Raw genomic sequence first — 18,304 nt, 5'->3', positions numbered from 1 at the left:
GCGTCACGCGGGGGGCGGGGGCCGGGCGGTCGAGCCGCTCCCACAGAGAGACGCGGTCCCCGTCCTCGCTCTGGGGCTTTCCCTCTTGCGCAAGCACCGCTGGGCTCCTTCCGACGCGCCTGTGTACAACGTATCAGAGAATAGACAACGTACACAGGAGACGCGGCACGCCCTCGTCGGACACCGGACCCGGGGGTGCACGCCCGCCCCCGGCGGCCATCAGGCCGCGCGGACACCCGCCCGCAGGGCCCGGTACAGGGTCTCCTCCGGCTGCGCGCCGGTCATCGGCGGCACCCCGTCGACCACGACGACCGGCACCCCCGTCACGCCCTGCCCGCGCACCCGGTCGAGCCGCTCCTTCAGTTCGCCGGCGCTGTCGCGGGCCGCCTCCTCCTCGGTCCGCACTCCCGCCTCGGCGGCGAGGGCGGCCAGCACGTCGGGGTCGCCGATGTGCAGGCCCTCGGTGAAGTGGGCCCGGAACAGCCGCTCCGTCACCCGCTCCGCCAAGCCCTGCCGGCCGGCCACCAGGATCAGCCGGTGCGCCTCGAACGTGCCGCTGGCCACCGCGCGTTCGTAGTCGAAGTGCAGCCCGTCGGCGGATGCCCGCTCGGCGAGGGCGAGCGCGTCCGTGACGGCCCGCTCGCCGAAGACGTGCCGCAGCACGTCGAGCAGCGGCTGTCCGGTGGTCGGCGCGCCGGGCGCCAGCTCGAAGGGCAGGACCTCCACCCGGACCTCGACGCCCTCCTCGCGCAGCCGGGCGGCCGCCCGGCCGAGCCGGGTGAAGCCGATGTACGAGTGGGCACAGATCACGTCGACCACGATCTGCACCCGTACGGCCTGCGCCGCATCCTTCTGCTGCTCCATCTGCTGGTCTCCTCCGTGTGCGGGCTGACGCGAACGCCGGACGGCGGCCCCGTCGACCGAGGGGGTCGGTCGACGGAGACGTGCCCCGACCCGCGGTCGATCATGCTCACCGGCGGGCGGCGGACCGGCGGACGGCGTCGAGGAGCGCCGCCTGCCCCACCACCGCGGGGTCCGGCGCGGCCCGCTCCCGCACGGCGGTGACGAAGGCGTCGACGGCCGCGGCGACCTGGTCGAAGGGGGCGAGCCGGATCCGCTCGGTGCGGCCGCCCCGGTGCACGGCGATCTCCGGGACGTGGTCGGCCGGCGGGGTGAAGGCCCGGTCGACGTGGATCTCGCCGTCGCTGCCCCGCAGCCGGTACTCCGAGCGGTAGGCGTGCGCCATCCCGAACTCCAGCTGGGCGACCACGTCGTCCCGGGTGCGCAGCAGCGCCGCACCGGTGGTCTCGACGCGCCGGCCGGGGCCCGCGGCCAGGTGGGCGCCGACGGTCTCCAGGCCGTCGCCGAGGAGGTGCAGAGCGGCGCGCACCGGGTACAGACCGATGTCGGCCAGGGCGCCGCCGCCGAGTTCCGGGTCGTAGCGGATGTCCCTGTCGGGGGGCGCGGGAATGGTGAACACGGCCTGGAAGGAGCGCAGTTCACCGATGGCTCCGTCGGCGAGGAGCTTGTGCACCGCCGCGTGGCGCGGGTGGTGGACGAACATCACGTTCTCGACGAGGGCCAGGCCCGCCGCCCGGGCCAGGTCGCACAGCCGGGCCGCCGTCGCCGCGTCCGGTGCTGCGGGCTTCTCCACGAGGACGTGCTTGCCCGCGGCGAGGGCGGCCTCCGTCCAGTCGGCGTGCAGGGCGGCGGGGAGCGGGAGGTAGACGGCGTCGACGCCCCCGTGGGCGAGGAGTTCCGCGTAGCCGGTGACCGGAGCGCAGCCGAACCGCTCGGCGGTGCGCCGGGCCTTGGCCGGGTCCCGGCTGGCGACGGCCGTGACCACCGTGCCGGGATGGGCGGCGAAGGCCGGCAGCATGCGGCGGACCGCGATGTCCGCGCAGCCGAGCACGCCGATCCGTACGGTGTCGGTCATCCCGCCCGCTCCGGCAGCGCGTTGAGGACGGCGAGCAGCGTGCGGGCCTGGACGTTCAGGTAGTGGCCGTGCCGCACCAGCGAGGAGAGCTGGGCGGGCGTGGCCCAGGCGTAGCCGGGGGGCGGGTCGGCGGGCGCGGTCTCCTCGTCCGCGGCGACGATGAGGTAGCGGCTCTCCGCGTGCAGGAAACGGCCGCCCTCCTCGGCGTGCACGGCCTCGTAACGGATGCGCTCGGGGCCGGCCCCGAGCACGGCGCCGAGGAAGGAGGGCTGCCGCTCCTGAGGCAGGTGGGCGTGGTGGCCAGGGGTGCACTGGACGGTGGGCCCGAGCTCCACGGTGTCGAGGAATCCGCCTTCGACGCGGGCGTGCACGAGGACGTGCGGGATGCCGTCGAACTCCCGCGTCAGGAAGGCGGTGACGGCGCGGCCGACGGGGGCGATCAGCGGCTGCGTCCAGCCGGACACCTCACGGCTGCCCGCCCGGACGTCGACGGCGACGACCTCGAAGTACCGGCCGTCGTCGTTGGCTATGGCGTCGTCGCCGCGCGTCCAGCCGGGCAGTCCGGCGAGCGGGACGAGCTCGGCGCGGACGTGGTGCCGGGCCCGCTCGCCGGTGATCCAGGAGAGCAGTTCGGTGTCGCCGAGCAGGGCGGCCTCCTCGTGCGGGGCCGGGCCGTCGGAGAGGGTGGGGTACGCGGACGGGGGCAGGCAGGCGAGGACGGTGCGGGAGTCCATGTTGACCGTGTTGTCGCGGTGCAGCAGCGCGTGCAGCTGGCCCAGCGTCAGCCAGCAGAAGTCCTCGTGCAGGTCCACCTCGCCGCGCGCCTCCACCACCATGTTGCGATTGGACTTCCGGTAGAACCAGGCGCCGTGCTCGGACTGCAGGCTGTCGACCAGCACCCGTCCCCGGTCGGGGCCGATGAAGTGGTCGAGGTAGCGGACGGAGGCGCCCTGGTGGGCCTTGGTGTAGTTGCTGCGGGTGGCCTGCACGGTGGGCGAGAGCTGGAGCAGGTTGGGGTTGCCCGGCTCCTTCTTCGCCTGCATGAGGAAGTGCAGCACGCCGCCGAACTCCTTGGCGAGGATGCCGAGGACGCCGATTTCGGGCTGCCGGATGATCGGCTGGTACCACTCGGCGGCGGGGCCGTCGCCGTGCGGCTCGCCCTTCTCCGTGACGTGCAGTCCCTCGACCGTGAAGAACCGGCCGGTACGGTGCCGCAGGTTGCCCGTGCCCTCCTCGAACGACCAGCCGTCGAGGGCCGCGAAGGGGATCCGGTCGACCCGGAAGGCCTGCTCGCGGCCTCGGCCGGCCAGCCATCCGGCGAAGTCCGCGGTGCGCAGGTGTGCTCCGTCGAGGGCCGCGGCAGAAGCGGCGAGGCGGTAGGTGAGCGCCCTGTCCTCGCGCGGCTGGAGCCCGGCGCGGACGAGGGTCTGAATGGACCGGTGCGGCATGGGAGCTCTCTCCTGAGGTCGGTGTGAACGGTGGGGCGCGGCGGCCGGCGGGTCAGGCGGGCGCGGCCGAGGCGGTGTAGGCGTCGAGGACCCCGCGGTAGTAGGACGGGCCGGCCCCCGGGGTCCCGGTCCCGGGGAGCAGGCGGTGCAGCTTCTCGACGGAGACGGTGTGCGGGTGGATGGGGCCGGCGTCCACCTGCTCGACGCGCGCGGCCCCGTTCAGGCGCAGCCGGAGGTGCTCGACGATGTCCATGACCGGGACGGCCGTGCCGGAGGCGACGTTGACAGTGCCGGAGCGCAGTCCGAGGCCGAGCAGCCGGTCGATGACCGTGATCACGTCGGCGACCGCGATCAGGTCCCGGGTGGCGCCCCGGTGCACCCGGACCGTGCCCTCGCGCGTGTGCCGGACCAGGGTCGGCAGCAGCTGGTGCTCGGGCTGGCCCGGGCCGACGAGGTGGCTCAGGCGCAGGATCAGGTGGTCGGCGCCGCTCGCCCGCAGCAGTTCCTCCTGGGCGAGCTTGTGGGCGCCGTAGGCCGTCGACGGGGTGGCCGGCCCGTCCTCGCGGGCCGGACGGTCCAGGGGACCGTAGAGCCCCGCGGAGGAGGTGGAGAAGAAGAGGAGGCGCCGGCCCGTGGCGGCGCAGCGGCGGGCGGTGTCGGCCAGCAGCGAGCGTTCCCGGGCGAACTCCTCCTCGGAGGTGCAGCTCGCCCACGAGACACCCGCGGCGAGGACGACGGTGTCGGGATGGCGGTCGGCGATCGGCCGCAGGTTCCGGGCGAGAAAGCCGTTCCCCAGGATGTGCATGCGCGGGCTCCTGTAGCTGTGCGGGGAGGGAGGGGCGGGGGACGGGGCCGGTCAGCCGGCGCCGTCCTCCTCGGGGTGCTTGGCGGGCTTCCACCAGTCCGGGTGGTCCCGGTACCAGGCGACGGTGTCGGCGAGGCCCCGCGTGAAGTCGATCGCCGGCGCGTAGCCGAGCTCCGTGCGGATCTTCGTCTCGTCGACGGAGTAGCGCAGATCGTGTCCCTGCCGGTCGGCCACCCGCCGGATCATCTCCGGCCCGGCCCCCAGCAGTTCGAGCAGCTGGTGGGTGATCTCCAGGTTGGTGTGCTCGTTGCCGCCGCCGATGTTGTACACCTCGCCGGCCCGCCCGCCGTCGAGGACGAGGGCGATGCCCCGGCAGTGGTCGTCCACGTGCAGCCACTCGCGGACGTTGCGGCCGTCGCCGTACAACGGGACCGGGCTGCCCTCCAGCAGATTCGTGACGAAGAGCGGGATCAGCTTCTCGGGGTGCTGGTACGGCCCGTAGTTGTTGGAGCAGCGGGTGACCGACACGTCCAGGCCGTGGCTGCGCCAGTAGGCCCGGGCGACCAGGTCCGAGGCCGCCTTGGAGGCGGCGTAGGGCGAGTTGGGCAGCAGCGCCATGTCCTCGGTCCAGGAGCCCTCGGCCAGCGAGCCGTACACCTCGTCGGTGGAGACGTGCACGACTCGGGGCGTGCCGGCGGCGACAGCCGCGTCGAAGAGGGTCTGCGTACCGAGGACGTTGGTGCGGAAGAAGTCCGCGGCGCCGTGGAGGGAGCGGTCCACGTGCGATTCGGCGGCGAAGTGCACCACGGCGTCGTGGCCGGGCAGCAGCTCGCGCAGCAGCGCGTGGTCGCAGACGTCCCCGCGGACGAACTCCAGGCGGGGGTGGGATGCGGGCAGGTTGTCGCGGTTGCCGGCGTAGGTGAGCTTGTCCAGGACCGTGACGTGCGCGTCCGTCCGGCGCGGGTAGTGGTTCGCGAGCAGCCCGCGGACGAAGTGGGAGCCGATGAAGCCGGCGCCGCCGGTGACGAGGATCCTCACGGGGCCACCTCCACGCGGGCGTGGTCGCCGACGACGACCCGTACGTGGTCGGCGCCGTCACCGGTGGGGGCGACCGAGGCGGACCGGCCGATGACGGAATGGCGCAGGCTGCGGATGCCGGTGACGGAGGCCCCGTCGAGGGCGATGGAGTCCTCCAGGCGGCTGCCCGCGACCAGACAGTCGCAGCCCACCGACGTGTACGGGCCGAGGTGGCTGTCCTGGACGACGGATCCGGTGCCCACGACCACCGGGCCGACGATGCGGGAGCGGACGATCCGCGCGCCCTCCTCGACGACGACCGGGCCGACGAGTTCGCTGGCCCCGTCGACGTGTCCGGCGACCGAGCCGCGGAGGGCGTCGAGCAGGTGGCGGTTGCAGTCCAGGACGTCCTCGACCCGGCCGGTGTCCTTCCAGTAGCCGGCGTAGTGGTGGGCGCGGACGGGGGCGCCGGCGCTCACCAGCCACTGGAGGGCGTCGGTGATCTCCAGTTCGCCGCGCGGTCCGGGATCGATGGCGGCGACCGCCTCGTGGACGGCGGAGGTGAAGAAGTACACGCCGCACAGGGCTAGGTCGCTGCGCGGGTCCTGCGGCTTCTCGACCAGGCACAGCACCTCGCCGTCGGGGCCGAGCTCGACGACGCCGAACGCGCGCGGGTCGGCGACCTTGTGCACCACCACCTGGGCGGCGGGCCGCCGGGCGGTGAACTCGGCGGCGGCGGCGCCGATGCCGTCGGGGAGCATGATGTCGCCGAGGTACATCACGAAGTCGTCGTCGCCGAGGAAGTCGCGGGCGATGGCGACGGTGTGGGCGAGCCCGCGGGGCGCGTCCTGCCGCAGGTAGGTGACGCGCGCGCCGAACCGGGAGCCGTCGCCGACGACCGCCTCGATCTCGGCGGCGCGGTCGCCGACGACCACGCCGATCTCGGTGACGCCCAGGTCGACGATGTTGCGCAGGACGTGCACGAGCACCGGGGTGTTGGCGACGGGGATCAGCTGCTTGGGCATCGAGTAGGTGAAGGGGCGCAGGCGCGTGCCTGACCCGCCTGACAGCACCAGTGCCTTCATGGCGGTGGTCCTTTCGCTTCCGGCCTCAGTCGCGCAGGAGTCGTTCGAGTTCGGGGACGAGGGCCGCCGGGAACGGCATCCGGCCGATCTCGGCGGCGAGTTCGCCCGCACGCGTGCGGTAGGAGGGCTGCTCGAGGAGGGCGTGGCAGGCCTCGGTGACCGCGGCGGGGGTGTCCTCGCCGGGCAGCAGGGTGACGGCCGCGCCCTGGTCGGCGACGCGCTGCGCCGGGGTGCACAGGACGGCGCCCTTGGGGATGAGGAGCTGGGGCACGCCGGCGGCGAGGCCGGTGAGGGTGGAGACGCCGCCCGCGTGGTGCACGAACAGGTCGCAGGTGGGCGCGACGACGTCCAGCGGCATCCAGCCGACGCGTACGCCGGGCAGTTCGGGGCCCAGGGCCTCGGCGACGGCCTCGGGGGCGGCGACGACCAGTTCGGCGTCCCAGGTGGCCAGGTCGCGGGCGAGGGCGCGCAGGAATTCGAAGTTGCGGTCGTAGCTGTCCTTGGCGACGCGGCTGCCGGAGGTGACGAGGATCCGGGGGCGTTCGCCGCGGGTGTACATCCACGGTTCGATGCGGCCGGCCTGCCGGGTGACGGAGACGTGCCGCATCGGCTGGGCGGGGGCGGCGTCCGCGGGGCGCAGGCTCGGCGGGCAGATGTCGATGAGGAGGTCGGGCTCGGAGAGCCCTTCGAGGCCGAAGCCGGGGAGGTCCGACACGAGTTCGGCCTCGGCGCCGCGGTGGATCTCGTCCGAGTCCACGGCGTCCCAGGTCTGCCGGACGTGCGGGACGCCGAGCCGGGCCGCGAGGAGCGGCGCCACGTAGCTGAGGGTGCCGCCGACGACCACGTCCGGCCGCCAGTGCCCGGCGAGCGCCGTGAGGCGGTCCAGGCCGGCGAGGGCCATCCGGGCGAACCAGGCACCGGTGAAGTGCGCCTGCTCCAGCGGGTCGGAGGGGATGTCGAGCGGCTTCCCGTGGCGGTCGGTGGTGATGAAGTGCCGGATGGGCAGGTCGGTGGTCGGGATGCCGGGCAGGCCCATGGACGCGACGACGGGCATCATGTCGTCGTTGGCGGCCATGATCACCTGGTGGCCGGCGTTGCGCGCCGCTGTGGCCAGCGGTGTCAGGGCGAACACCGTCGCGGGGCTTCCCGCGGCCACGAAAAGGATCTTCATGCTGTTTCTCCTGAGGGTCCTGAGGGTGTCGTACGGGCGGGCGGCCCGGGCCCCGGGGGGCGAGGTGCGCGTGCTCAGCGCGAGGCGTCGGGGCTGCCGGGGCCGCCGGGGCTGTCCGGGCGGGCGCGGCGCAGTCCGGTGAGGGCGGTGAGGACACCGGCGGCGGCGAGCGCGGTGAGCAGCGCGAGCGGCGCGCGGAGCCCGGCGCCCGCGGTGGAGAGGACGGCGACCGCCGGCAGGACGAGGACCACGCCGAGCTGCACGGCCGCCTGGTACAGCGGTACGGCCGCCGGGCGCTGTTCGGCCGGGACGGAGGCGAGCGCCTGGAGGTTGAGCGCGGCGAAGGAGAGCACGAAGGCGGCACCGATGAGCAGCAGGCCGGGCAGGACGCCGGCCGGGTAGTCGTCCAGGGCGCCCGGCCGCAGGTGCAGCGCCTGGCCGAGCAGGGCTGCGGCGGCGCCCGCCGCGACGAGCCGGGCGGCGCCGAACCGTTCGACCAGCCGCCCGGCGAAGGGCAGCGAGAGGACGAGCGGCAGACAGGCGGGCAGGAAGGCCAGCGCCGTCCGCCAGGCGTCCCAGCCGTACCGGGCGTGGAAGTGGAGGGTGAGGAGGAGCAGCAGGCCGAGGTAGGTCCCGTTGAGGAGGGCGGCGCCGACCGCCGAGCGGAGCAGCGGGCCGTGCCGCAGGAGGGCGGCCGTCGGCCGGGGGCCGCCCCGGACCGACGCGTCGTCCGGCGGGAGCAGCCGCAGGCCGAACAGGAGCAGGACCAGGGCGACGGGCCCCGGCAGGACGACGTCCCACCGCCAGCTCAGGCCGGTGAGGGCGCCGGCCGAGAGCAGCCCGATGGTGAACCCGGCGGCCCCGAACAGGGAGTAGAGGGAGACGGCCCGGCGCCGCTCCGCGCCCTCCGGGAAGGCCGTGCTGATGATGGCCAGGCCGGTGGGGGCGGTGAGCGCCGCGCACGCCCCGGTGACCACCCGGGCTGCGATCAGGACCGCCCCGTCCTCGGCGAACCCTCCCGCCACCGACGCCGCGGTGAACACCGGGAGCGAGAGCAGGTAGACGCGGCGCCGGCCCCAGCGCGCGGTGATGCGCGGGCCGAGCAGCAGCAGGGCGGCGAAGCCGAGCGCGAAGCCGCTCATCACCGCCTGCGCCTGCCACACCGGCAGTCCGAGGTCGGCGCGGACGGCCGGCAGGGCGACGAGCACGACGGAGACCTCGAGCGCGTCGATGAGCATGTTGCCCGCGAGGACGAGCAGCAGGGCCCGTTCGCGCAGCCGCCACCGGGCGGGCGCGGCCGCCGGCCGGGCGGCGGCGGCGGGACGGACGGTCGTCGGCATCCGGGGGTCACCCTCCTCGGGCTGGGATCGGGGCCGGGGCGTGTCCGCCGGACACGCCCCGAGGGGGAGCGGTTCAGCCGAGCAGGGTGCCTCCGCTGGCGTCGAGGTAGGAGCCGGTGATCCAGCGGCCGTCGGGGCCGGCGAGGAAGGCGACGACGTCACCGACGTCGGAGGCGTCGCCGACCCTGCCGAAGACGGAGTAGGAGGACATCTGCTCGACGGCCTCCGGGTTGTCGAAGATCGCCGATCCGTTGTCGGTGATGCCCGGGCCGACGCTGTTGACAGTGATCCGGCGCGGGCCCAGGTGCTTGGCGAAGTGCAGGGTGAGCTGGTCCACCGCGCCCTTCGTCATCGCGTAGGCGATCTCCTGGGGGTTGGCGACGCGGGTCAGGCCGGAGGAGATGTTGATGATGCGGCCGCCGTCGGGGATGAGGCTCAGGGCGCGCTGCACGATGAAGTACGGCGCCTTGGCGTTGACGGCGATGAGCCGGTCGAACGCCGCGGGCGTGAGGTCCTCCGGGGCGACCCCGCCCATCACTCCGGCGTTGTTGACCAGGATGTCGAGGGTGGTGGAGCCGGTGCGCTCCTTCAGGCCCTGCTCCAGGGCGAGGAAGAGGGTGTGCACGTCGCCGGCGACGCCCAGTTCGGCCTGGACGGCGAAGGCGCGGCCGCCCTCCTTCTCGATGGTGGCGACGGTGTCCTCGGCGGCTTCCAGATGCTGTGAGCAGTGGACGGCGACGAGGGCCCCCTCACGGGCCAGGCGGATGGCGGTCGCACGGCCGATGCCGCGGCTGGACCCGGTGACGAGCGCGGCCTTCCCGCTGAGCTTGCCCATGATGATGCTCCTCCTGCGCTTGGTGTGGTCGGTGGTACGTGCGGGGGTGGCGGCGCCGGTGTCGGTGCCGGCCTGCCGGGTACGGTCGAGGCCGCTGACCATGGCGGCCAGGTGCCGTCGGGCCGCGGGCAGTTCGAGCAGCTCGCCGACGAGCTGCCGCAGGGAGTCGAGTCCCGGGGGGCCGAACAGCAGCAGCGTCTGGGCCCGGATGTTGCCGAGCACCCGGGCGGCCGCCGGGTGGCACTCGGCGTCGTACGCGTCGAGGAGGGACTCACCGGCGCGCCCGGTCGCGACGGCCGCGAGCCGGCCGCCGAGGGCGACGGCCTCCTGGAGGGCGAGGTTGAGCGCCTGTCCGCCGACGGGCAGCTGGACGTGCGCGGCGTCCCCGGCCAGCAGCACCCGGCCCTCCCGGTAGCGGGCGACCTGGCGGCAGGCGTCGTCGAAGGCGTCGATCCACAGGGCCCGCCCGGCGGTGATGTCCTCTCCGGTGATGCGGGCCCACAGGGCGCACACCTCGGCCAAGTCCGGCGGCCGGACGCGGGCCCCGGGATCGGTGCCGTAGGCGTGCAGCATGAGCCGGGTGATGCCGTCCGGACCGCGGCGCGCGTTCGCCACCCCGTGCGGGTGCCGTTCGAAGCGGCGGTCCGCGATGTCGATGTCCGTGAGGTCGACGCGCAGCAGTTCCCGGCCCGCGTCCTCGCCGGGGAAGGCGAAGCCGGCGAGGTCCCGGACGGTGCTCCGCATGCCGTCGCAGCCCACCGCGTACGCGGCGCGGAACGCGCGGACGGCGCCGTCGGGGCCGCGCGCCTCGACGCGCACCCCGTCCGGCCCGTCGTCCAGACCGGTCACGCTGTGGCCGCGGAGCACGGTCGCGCCGAGCCCGGCGGCCCACTCCCCCAGCACCTTCTCGACGAGGGTCTGCGGTGCCTTCCACAGCCCGGCGAACGGGCTGCCGCCGGCTGCGGCCAGGTCGAGGCGGAGGCCGCCGAAGTGGCCGGGGCCGACGTTCGGCGGGGGCCCCAGGCGGCCGAGGAGTCCCCGCACGTGGAGGAGTTCCATGGTCCGCGCGTGCAGCACCGAGGCCCGGGACTCGTCGGTGGCCGCGGCCAGCCGCTCCAGCACCGTCACCCGCGCCCCGCCGAGGCGCAGCTCCCCGGCGAGCATGAGGCCGGCCGGGCCCGCGCCGACGACGAGCACGTCGGTGCCGGCCGGCCGCCGGTCCCCGCGGTCTCCCGTCACGGCCACGGGTCAGCGCCGCGCTTCCGCGTACTCCCTGGCGTACCCGAGGGTCGCCCGGCTGTTGCCGCCGAGGGCCTCGCGCAGGAAGGTGCGCGCCTCGGGCACCCCGGCGTCGGCGCCGAGGACGGCGGTGATGTTCGCGGTGTTGACCACGACGGTGTGGTGGGAGGTGACGGTGGTGGTGCCCCCGCCGTCCTCCTCGACCGTCCAGAGCCCGGTGTGCAGGTTCATGAGGGCGGGCAGCGTCGTCTGCTTGTAGGCGATGCGGCTGTGCGGGAAGCAGACGCGGACGGACTCGGTGGTGTGCGAGTCGCCGTTCTTGGTGAGGGTGTCCATCCGCAGCGTCTGGAGCCCGGGGGAGGTCTCGGTGAGGACCACCTGCGCCACGTGCGGCAGCCGCTCCTTCCACAGGTCCGCCTCGTTCAGGAAGTCGTAGACGTCCTTGGCGGCGCCCTGCACGGTCACGGCGTCGGCGAAGGAGAACCGCAGCTCGTCCTCGGCGGTGACGCGTTCGACGTTGGCCTTCAGCGCGGCCAGCTCCGAGCGGCTGTTGCGGTCGACGGCCTCGTCGATCCAGGTGAGCTTGGCCGGGTCGTCGCCGACCGCCCGGTAGTCGTGCAGCAGCCGGACCCGGCAGAGGTCCGGGCCGGCCGGTTCGAGCACCCAGGCACCGCCCATCGCGGCGACCGGCTCGGCGGGCACCTCCTGCCGGAAGGTGATCCGCCGGGCTTCGGCGTCGAGGGTGCGCCGTGAGGTCCAGTTCTTGACCTCGCCGTTGGCGGTGGCCCAGATGCGGATGCGCTCCTCGCGCTCACCGCGCTCCACGTGGTCGACGTAGACGGTCGGCGGGAAGATCAGCGGCCAGTTCTCGACCTCCGCGATGAGCTGGTAGACCCGCTCGACCGGTGCCGCGACGGTGATCTCGTGCTCCACTTCGCGCACGGTCATCGATGCCTCCTTGTTCGGGGTGGTGTTGTTCGGGGCGGGGCTCAGAAGTTGCCGAGGCCGCCGCAGACGTTGAGCGCCTGCGAGGTGATGGAGGCGGCGGTGTCCGAGGCCAGGTAGCCGACGAGACCCGCGACCTCCTCGGGGGTGGAGTAGCGGCCGAGCGGGATCTTGGCCTGGAACTTCTCCAGGATCTGGTCCTCGGTGGCGTCGTACGCGGCCGCGTAGCCCTGCCGGACCCGCTGCGCCATGGGCGTCTCCACGTAGCCGGGGCAGACGGCGTTCACGGTGATGCCGGTCGGGGCGAGCTCGTTGCCGAGGGCCTTGGTGAAGCCGACGACCCCGTGCTTGGAGGCGGAGTAGGGGGCGCCGAGGACGACGCCCTGCTTGCCCGCGGTGGAGGCGATGTTGATGATCCGGCCGCTGGCCTTGGCGGACATGCCGCCGGCGTTCAGCACCTCACGGGTCATCCGGAAGACGCTGTTGAGGTTGGTGTCGATGACGTCGAGCCACAGCGCGTCGTCGATGCCGGCGGTCGGCCCGCCGCCGCTGCGCCCCGCGTTGTTCACGAGGACGTCCACGGCGCCGAAGCGCTCGACGGCGAGCCGCACGAAGCGCCGGACGTCGTCGACGGAGCGGACGTCGCAGGCGGCGCCGTCGACGTCCAGGCCCTCCTCGCGCAGCTCCTTGACGGTCTGCGCGACCCGCTCCTCGTCACGGGCGCAGAGGAAGACGCGGTGGCCGGTGCCGGCCAGCAGCCGGGTCACGGCGAGGCCGATGCCGCTGGTCGCGCCGGTGACGAGGGCGGTTCTCGGGTTCTGCTGGGTCATGGGGACTCCTGTGGGCCGTACGGGCCCGGATACACCGCCGCGGGTCGGCGGGGCGGGCGGTCTCTTCTTCGGGGGGCGCCGGGCGCCGGTCAGTTGGCCCGGGCGAGCGTCAGGTGCGCGCCGACGGCCTCGATGAGCTGCCCGGGCGTCCCGGCGCTGGCCAGGACGTCGTCGTCGAGGGTGATGTCGTACTCGCGCTCGATGCGGCCGATCGTCTCCAGCAGGGCCAGCGACTCGTAGCCGAGGTTCTCGAAGTCGACGTCGAGGATGTCGCCGCCGAGGTCGGCGGACTCGTCGGCGCCGGCGCCCTCGCGCAGGATCCGGACGAGGTCGGCGAGGGTGAATTCACGGGAGGACATGGGATGTTCCTTTCGTCGGCGGCCTGCGGCCGGTCAGGGGCGGGCGGTCCAGTGGTAGAAGCGCTGGGCCATGGCGTCGGCGGGGGACCGCCAGGTGGCCGGGTCGTAGGCGGCGATGAACGGCTTGAGGTCCTCGCTGATGCCGACGAAGCGCGGGTCCGTCTTGGCCTCTTCGATCCGCTCTCCGCCGTCCGTGCCCGCGAAGTCCTGGAGGTGGAAGTAGAGGCCCCGGTAGGAGAAGAGCTGCCGGCGGAGGGTGCCCATCCGGTGCGGCATCTCCGTCTCGTCGAACGCGCCGAAGAGCTTGGCCACGTCGGCGGCCGAGCCGGGCTCCATCCGGGCCACGATGAGCGTGCTGTGCATGTCCGTCTCCTTCTCAGTCCGACTCGTGCCGGGACGGTCCGAACCACCGGCCGAGAGCCATGGGCAGGTCGTGATGGCTGCCGGGCGCGATCCAGGCCACGTGCCCGTCGGGCCGCACCAGGACGGCCGAGGTGCCGGCGAGCGGGCCGGCGGGGTCGACGCCGTGGGGCGCCGCGGTGACGACGTCCACCCGGTCCGTCCAGCCGTCGGCGCGGCGTCGCAGCTCGGCGCTGTCCTCCAGGTCGAGGAGGATGCCGCGGCCGGCGTGCAGCAGCGCGGTGCTGCTGGTCTTGAAGGTGTCCGCGACGAGCTCCAGGTGCGGCATGCGCAGGCCGAGGAGCGGGTTGGCGCCGGTCCCGACGTCGTAACGGATCTCCAGGCCGCTCACCATGCCGGAGAGGTGCCGGGCCACGTCCTCGTGGGTGAGGAGTTCGCCGATCACATCGCGCAGCGGCTGGACCTCGGGGCCGCCGAGGAAGAGCAGGCCCTGCGCCCTGGTGTTCATCATCAGCCGCTGTCCGACCGGGTACCGCTCGTCGTGGTAGGTGTCGAGCAGTTCCTCGGGGGCGGTGCCGCGGACCACGGCGGCGAGCTTCCAGCCGAGGTTGACGGCGTCCTGGATGCCGGTGTTCATTCCCTGGCCGCCCGCCGGCAGGTGGATGTGCGCGGCGTCGCCGGCGAGCAGCACCCGGCCGCGGCGGTACTCGGTGACCAGCCGGGTGGCGTCGCCGAAGGCGCTGACCCAGACGGGCTCGGCGTGCGAGATGTCGATGCCGGTGAGGCGTTCCCAGGCGGCGGCGACCTGCTCGTACGGCGGCGGGGCGTCGCGCCGCTGGGGCGGGGTGCCCCGCTCGCAGACGATGATGCGGTTCACGCCGTCGCCGAGCGGGCCGACCATGACCATCCCGCCGGGGAAGGTCTTGCCGATCAGCTGGGGCTCCAGCTCCACGCCGCGGATGTCCGCGAGGTACATCTCCAGGGTCGCGGCGGTGCCGGGGAACTCGGATCCGATGGCCTTGCGGACGAGGCTGCGGCCGCCGTCGCAGCCGACCAGCCAGCGTGCGATGAGCGTGTGCCGCTCGCCGGACGGGTCGCGGACCTCGGCCTCGACCCCGTCGCCGGTGTCGCGCAGCGAGAGCAGTTCGGTGCCCCGGCGCAGGTCGGTGCCGAGTTCCCGGGCCCACTCCTCCAGGACCGCCTCGGTCTGGGACTGCGGGACGGACTTCGCCGCCTGGTGGTTGCTGCCGAGGACGCCGAAGTCCATCGGGAGGCCGCCGAAGTGGCCGCCGTTGCTCGTCACCATGTCGCCGAAGCGGGGCAGCAGGCCGCGCTGGTCGAAGACCTCCATGGTGCGGATGGTGAAGCCCAGACCGCGGGACTCGCCGGTGGGTTCGGCGAGGCGCTCGATGACGACGACGTCGACACCGGCGAGTCGCAGTTCCGCGGCGAGGGCGAGACCGGTCGGCCCGGCGCCGACGACGATCACTGAAGCATCCATGTACCTCTCCTTCGAGGGGACTTACGGGCGTGCGCCACGCTTGCGGCGGCCCCCGGTACGGGGGCGGCCGGGCTCACTGCGGCGGGTTGCCGTGCTTGCGGTGGGGTAGTTCCGCGTGCTTCGCGGCGAGCATGGTGACCGCGCGGCAGAGGACGGCCCGGGTCTCGCGCGGGTCGATCACGTCGTCGACGAGGCCGCGTTCCGCCGCGTAGTACGGGTGGACCAGCTCCCGGCGGTACTCCTCGATCTTCTGCGCGCGCACCGCGCCGGGGTCGTCGGCGGCGGCGATCTCGCGGCGGAAGACGACGTTGGCGGCGCCCTCGGCGCCCATGACGGCGATCTCGTTGAGGGGCCAGGCGAGGGCGATGTCGGCTCCGATGGATCGGGAGTCCATGACGATGTAGGCGCCGCCGTACGCCTTGCGCATCACCACGGAGATCCGCGGCACGGTCGCGTTGCAGTACGCGTAGAGCAGCTTGGCGCCGCGGCGGATGATGCCGTCGTGTTCCTGGTCGACGCCTGGCAGGAAGCCCGGCACGTCGACCAGGGTGACGAGGGGGATGTTGAAGGCGTCGCAGAACTGGACGAACCGGGCGCCCTTCTCGCTCGCCTTGATGTCCAGCACGCCGGCGAAGGCCGCGGGCTGGTTGGCGACGAAGCCCACGACGTGGCCGTCGAGGCGGCCGAGTGCGCAGACCAGGTTCGGCGCCCAGTCGGCGTGCACCTCGATGAACTCGCCGTCGTCCGCGACCTCCTCGATCACGGCGTGGACGTCGTAGGAGCGGTTGGCGTCGGCCGGAACGAGCGAGAGCAGGCGGTCGTTCGCCCGGTCCGCCGGGTCGCCGCCGTGGACGACGGGCGGCAGGTCGCGGTTGTTGGACGGCAGCAGCGACAGCAGGTACCGGACCTCGGCGAGGCAGGACTCCTCGTCGTCGTGGACGAAGTGGGCCACGCCCGAGACTCCGCCGTGGACGTCGGCGCCGCCGAGGCCGTTCTGGGTGATCTCCTCGCCGGTGACCGCTTTGACGACGTCCGGGCCGGTGATGAACATCTGCGAGGTCTCGCGGACCATGAACACGAAGTCCGTCAGGGCCGGGGAGTAGGCGGCACCGCCGGCGCACGGGCCGAGCATGACCGAGATCTGCGGGATGACCCCCGAGGCCTTGGTGTTGCGCTGGAAGATGCCGCCGTACCCGGCGAGGGCGGAGACGCCCTCCTGGATGCGGGCGCCGGCGCCGTCGTTCAGGGAGACCAGCGGGGCACCGGCCGCGATGGCCATGTCCATGATCTTGTGGATCTTGGCGGCGTGGGCCTCGCCCAGCGCCCCGCCGAAGATCCGGAAGTCGTGCGCGTAGACGAAGACCGTACGGCCCTCGACCTCGCCCCAGCCGGTGATCACGCCGTCCGTGTAGGGACGGTTGGACTCCAGGCCGAAACCGGTGGCCCGGTGTCGGCGCAGCGGCTCGACCTCCTGGAAGGAACCCTCGTCGAGGAGCAGCGCGATGCGCTCACGGGCGGTCAGCTTGCCCTTCGCGCGCTGCGCTTCGGTCGCGCGCTCGCTGGGGCCGCTCCGCGCCCGCTCCTTGATCTGCCGCAGCTCCGCCAGCCGGTTGAGTGCTGATTGCTCGCTCGTGGTCACGTCGGTTCCTTGGTGGGTATCGGTGGGGGAGGCGGCCCGTCACAGCGCCCGTCACAGGCGGCCCGTCACAGCGCCCGTCACAGGTGGCCGGTCACAGGCGCCCGGTCAGCGGCTGCCGACCGCCGCGGGCAGGTCGGCCAGTTCCGCCAGGACCTCGGCCGGGAGGGTGACCGCGCCGGCCGCGAAGTTCTCCTCGAGGTACTTCGGGGTCTTGGTGCCGGGCAGCGCCATCACACCGGGGCCCTGGGCCAGCACCCAGGCGATGGCCAGCTGGGGCACGGTGATCCCCAGGCGGGCCGCGATCCTGCCGGTGGTCTCGGTGATCGCCTGGTTGGCGGCGATGGCGTCCGGCTGGAACCGGGGGATCCCGCGGCGGGCGTCGACGCGCGGCAGGTCCTCGACCGTGGTGATCCGTCCGGAGAGGAAGCCGCGGCCCAGCGGGGCGAAGGCGATGAAGGTGATGCCCCGCTCCGCGCAGTACGGGACGACGTCCCCGGTGGCGTCCGGGCTCCACAGGGAGAGTTCGGACTGGACCGAGGCGACCGGGTGGATCGCGTGGGCGCGGGAGATCTCGTCGACGGAGGCCTCGGAGAGGCCGATGGCCTTGGTCAGGCCGGCCTCGACGAGTTCGGCCATGGCGCCCCAGCTCTCCTCCACGGGGACGGCCGGGTCGACGCGGTGGAGCTGGTACAGGTCCACGTGGTCGGTCCCGAGCCGCAGCAGGCTCGCCTCGCACGCGGCGCGCAGGTGCTCCGGACGGCCGTTGCGGTGGGTGCGGCGGGCTCCGTCGACGATCAGACCGCCCTTGGTGGCGAGCACGACCTCGTCGCGGCGGCCGCGCAGCGCCTTCCCGACGAGCCGCTCGTTCGTGAAGGGGCCGTACTGGTCGGCGGTGTCGAAGAAGCGGACGCCCATGTCGATGGCCTGGTGGATGACCCGCACCGACGTGGCGTCGTCCCATCCCTCCTGGTCATAGCCCCAGGACATGCCCATGCAGCCCAGTCCCACGCGACCCACGGAAGGTCCTTCGGTTCCCAAGTTGAGGGTGTGCACAGGGGCCTCCAAGGGGCTTGTTTCTCGAGGTTGATGCCGATTCACATCGGATCGAAGGTTATCGCAGATGTCTGACACTACTGTGAGTCCTACCATGCGTCGCATCCGACGTGACCTGTGATGATGCCCTCAGTCGGTGAACGGTTCATGTCGTTCAAATGATTGATCAAATCCCTTGACGGTGGGGTTGTTGGCGCATAGCGTCCTGCCTCGTGCCAGGGCCCTGACACTCGTCCGGGGTCGAACGTTCATCGTGGCACCGCCCGTGCAGCGCCGCCGGGCCGCCGAGGATCCGACCGGCCGACACGGCCGCGAACGGGGACCTGTCTTCTTGGTGAGGGCTGCCGTACGGGCAGGCCGTCGCCCCTAATGCTTCGGGTGGTGTCAGGGTGGGGATCGATCGCTTTGAATCGAACGCTAGTGCTGTTATCGAGGGGCTTCCGCTCTCGTACGTACGGACCGTCGACCGGACGCTGCTGCACCGCAGCGCGCTGTCCGAGGTGTTCCTGACCGACTACCGCCACCAGGCCCCCTCCCGCTTCCTCGCCGCCGCGCAACTCCCCGCCTCGCACGCCTACTACACCGACCACCTCAGCCAGTCCCGGGTCCTGGACCCGCTGCTGCTCCTGGAGTGCTGCCGACAGGCCGAGACGTACGCCGGGCACGCCCACTTCGACATCCCGCACGACCAGAACTTCATCCTGAAGTCCTGGTCCATGACCTACGAGCCCACCCCGGCCC

The 18,304-nt window shown here is 73.3% G+C and carries 17 protein-coding genes; 1 reads left to right on the top strand and 16 read right to left on the bottom strand.

Annotation, left to right across the window (positions count from 1 at the left end; translation table 11 throughout):
- Positions 1–219: 219 nt before the first annotated feature.
- The 16 genes from PV721_RS29750 to PV721_RS29675 all read right to left on the bottom strand — a co-directional run bounded on the left by PV721_RS29750 (position 220) and on the right by PV721_RS29675 (position 17,527).
- Positions 220–864 (bottom strand): DsbA family oxidoreductase, encoded by a 645-nt coding sequence (locus tag PV721_RS29750; RefSeq protein WP_319729554.1) that lies wholly within the window; start codon positions 862–864, stop codon positions 220–222.
- A 106-nt stretch (positions 865–970) separates the two neighbouring features.
- Positions 971–1,936 (bottom strand): Gfo/Idh/MocA family oxidoreductase, encoded by a 966-nt coding sequence (locus PV721_RS29745; RefSeq protein WP_319729551.1) that lies wholly within the window; start codon positions 1,934–1,936, stop codon positions 971–973.
- Positions 1,933–3,384: an NDP-hexose 2,3-dehydratase family protein gene (locus PV721_RS29740; protein ID WP_319729549.1), complete on the bottom strand. Its 1,452-nt coding sequence runs from the start codon at positions 3,382–3,384 to the stop codon at positions 1,933–1,935. The genes PV721_RS29745 and PV721_RS29740 overlap by 4 nt, the downstream gene beginning before the upstream one ends.
- Before the next feature lie 52 nt (positions 3,385–3,436).
- Positions 3,437–4,189: an NAD-dependent epimerase/dehydratase family protein gene (locus tag PV721_RS29735; RefSeq protein WP_319729547.1), complete on the bottom strand. Its 753-nt coding sequence runs from the start codon at positions 4,187–4,189 to the stop codon at positions 3,437–3,439.
- A 51-nt stretch (positions 4,190–4,240) separates the two neighbouring features.
- Entirely contained in the window at positions 4,241–5,227 is a 987-nt protein-coding gene (rfbB, locus tag PV721_RS29730; RefSeq protein ID WP_319729545.1) for a dTDP-glucose 4,6-dehydratase, read from the bottom strand.
- A complete protein-coding gene (locus PV721_RS29725; RefSeq protein ID WP_319729543.1) occupies positions 5,224–6,291 on the bottom strand; it encodes a glucose-1-phosphate thymidylyltransferase in 1,068 nt (355 codons plus the stop codon). The genes rfbB and PV721_RS29725 overlap by 4 nt, the downstream gene beginning before the upstream one ends.
- 25 nt (positions 6,292–6,316) lie before the next feature.
- Positions 6,317–7,462: a nucleotide disphospho-sugar-binding domain-containing protein gene (locus PV721_RS29720; RefSeq protein ID WP_319729541.1), complete on the bottom strand. Its 1,146-nt coding sequence runs from the start codon at positions 7,460–7,462 to the stop codon at positions 6,317–6,319.
- A gap of 74 nt (positions 7,463–7,536) precedes the next feature.
- Positions 7,537–8,802, bottom strand: a complete 1,266-nt coding sequence (locus tag PV721_RS29715) for an MFS transporter (RefSeq protein ID WP_319729538.1) — start codon at positions 8,800–8,802, stop codon at positions 7,537–7,539.
- Positions 8,803–8,875: 73 nt separating this feature from the next.
- Positions 8,876–10,801, bottom strand: coding sequence for an SDR family oxidoreductase (locus tag PV721_RS29710; protein WP_416371210.1), 1,926 nt, complete (start codon positions 10,799–10,801; stop codon positions 8,876–8,878).
- Between the two features lie 84 nt (positions 10,802–10,885).
- Positions 10,886–11,824 (bottom strand): aromatase/cyclase, encoded by a 939-nt coding sequence (locus PV721_RS29705; RefSeq protein ID WP_319729534.1) that lies wholly within the window; start codon positions 11,822–11,824, stop codon positions 10,886–10,888.
- A 41-nt stretch (positions 11,825–11,865) separates the two neighbouring features.
- Positions 11,866–12,651 (bottom strand): 3-oxoacyl-ACP reductase FabG, encoded by a 786-nt coding sequence (gene fabG / locus PV721_RS29700; protein WP_319729531.1) that lies wholly within the window; start codon positions 12,649–12,651, stop codon positions 11,866–11,868.
- A gap of 89 nt (positions 12,652–12,740) precedes the next feature.
- Complete coding sequence (locus PV721_RS29695; RefSeq protein WP_319729528.1) at positions 12,741–13,010, bottom strand: acyl carrier protein; 270 nt, start codon at positions 13,008–13,010, stop codon at positions 12,741–12,743.
- A gap of 33 nt (positions 13,011–13,043) precedes the next feature.
- Positions 13,044–13,373: a TcmI family type II polyketide cyclase gene (locus tag PV721_RS29690; RefSeq protein ID WP_319729525.1), complete on the bottom strand. Its 330-nt coding sequence runs from the start codon at positions 13,371–13,373 to the stop codon at positions 13,044–13,046.
- A 13-nt stretch (positions 13,374–13,386) separates the two neighbouring features.
- Positions 13,387–14,871 carry an FAD-dependent monooxygenase gene (locus tag PV721_RS29685; protein ID WP_319729523.1) on the bottom strand — a complete coding sequence of 495 codons (1,485 nt, stop codon included), beginning with the start codon at positions 14,869–14,871 and terminating at the stop codon, positions 13,387–13,389.
- 73 nt (positions 14,872–14,944) lie between these two features.
- The gene (locus tag PV721_RS29680) at positions 14,945–16,510 is read right to left on the bottom strand and encodes an acyl-CoA carboxylase subunit beta (protein ID WP_319729521.1); all 1,566 of its coding nucleotides are present in this window, start codon (positions 16,508–16,510) and stop codon (positions 14,945–14,947) included.
- Between the two features lie 105 nt (positions 16,511–16,615).
- Positions 16,616–17,527, bottom strand: coding sequence for an aldo/keto reductase (locus tag PV721_RS29675; protein WP_319729518.1), 912 nt, complete (start codon positions 17,525–17,527; stop codon positions 16,616–16,618).
- A gap of 425 nt (positions 17,528–17,952) precedes the next feature.
- Between PV721_RS29675 and PV721_RS29670 the strand changes: the two genes are divergently transcribed.
- Positions 17,953–18,304 (top strand): AfsA-related hotdog domain-containing protein (locus PV721_RS29670; RefSeq protein ID WP_319729516.1); only part of this gene is annotated, 352 nt, incomplete at its 3' end.

It is taken from the genome of Streptomyces sp. MB09-01, from assembly GCF_033794505.1.
GTDB lineage: Bacteria > Actinomycetota > Actinomycetes > Streptomycetales > Streptomycetaceae > Streptomyces.
Note: the sequence above shows the minus strand (reverse complement) of the source record. Positions and strands in the feature narration are given on the sequence as shown.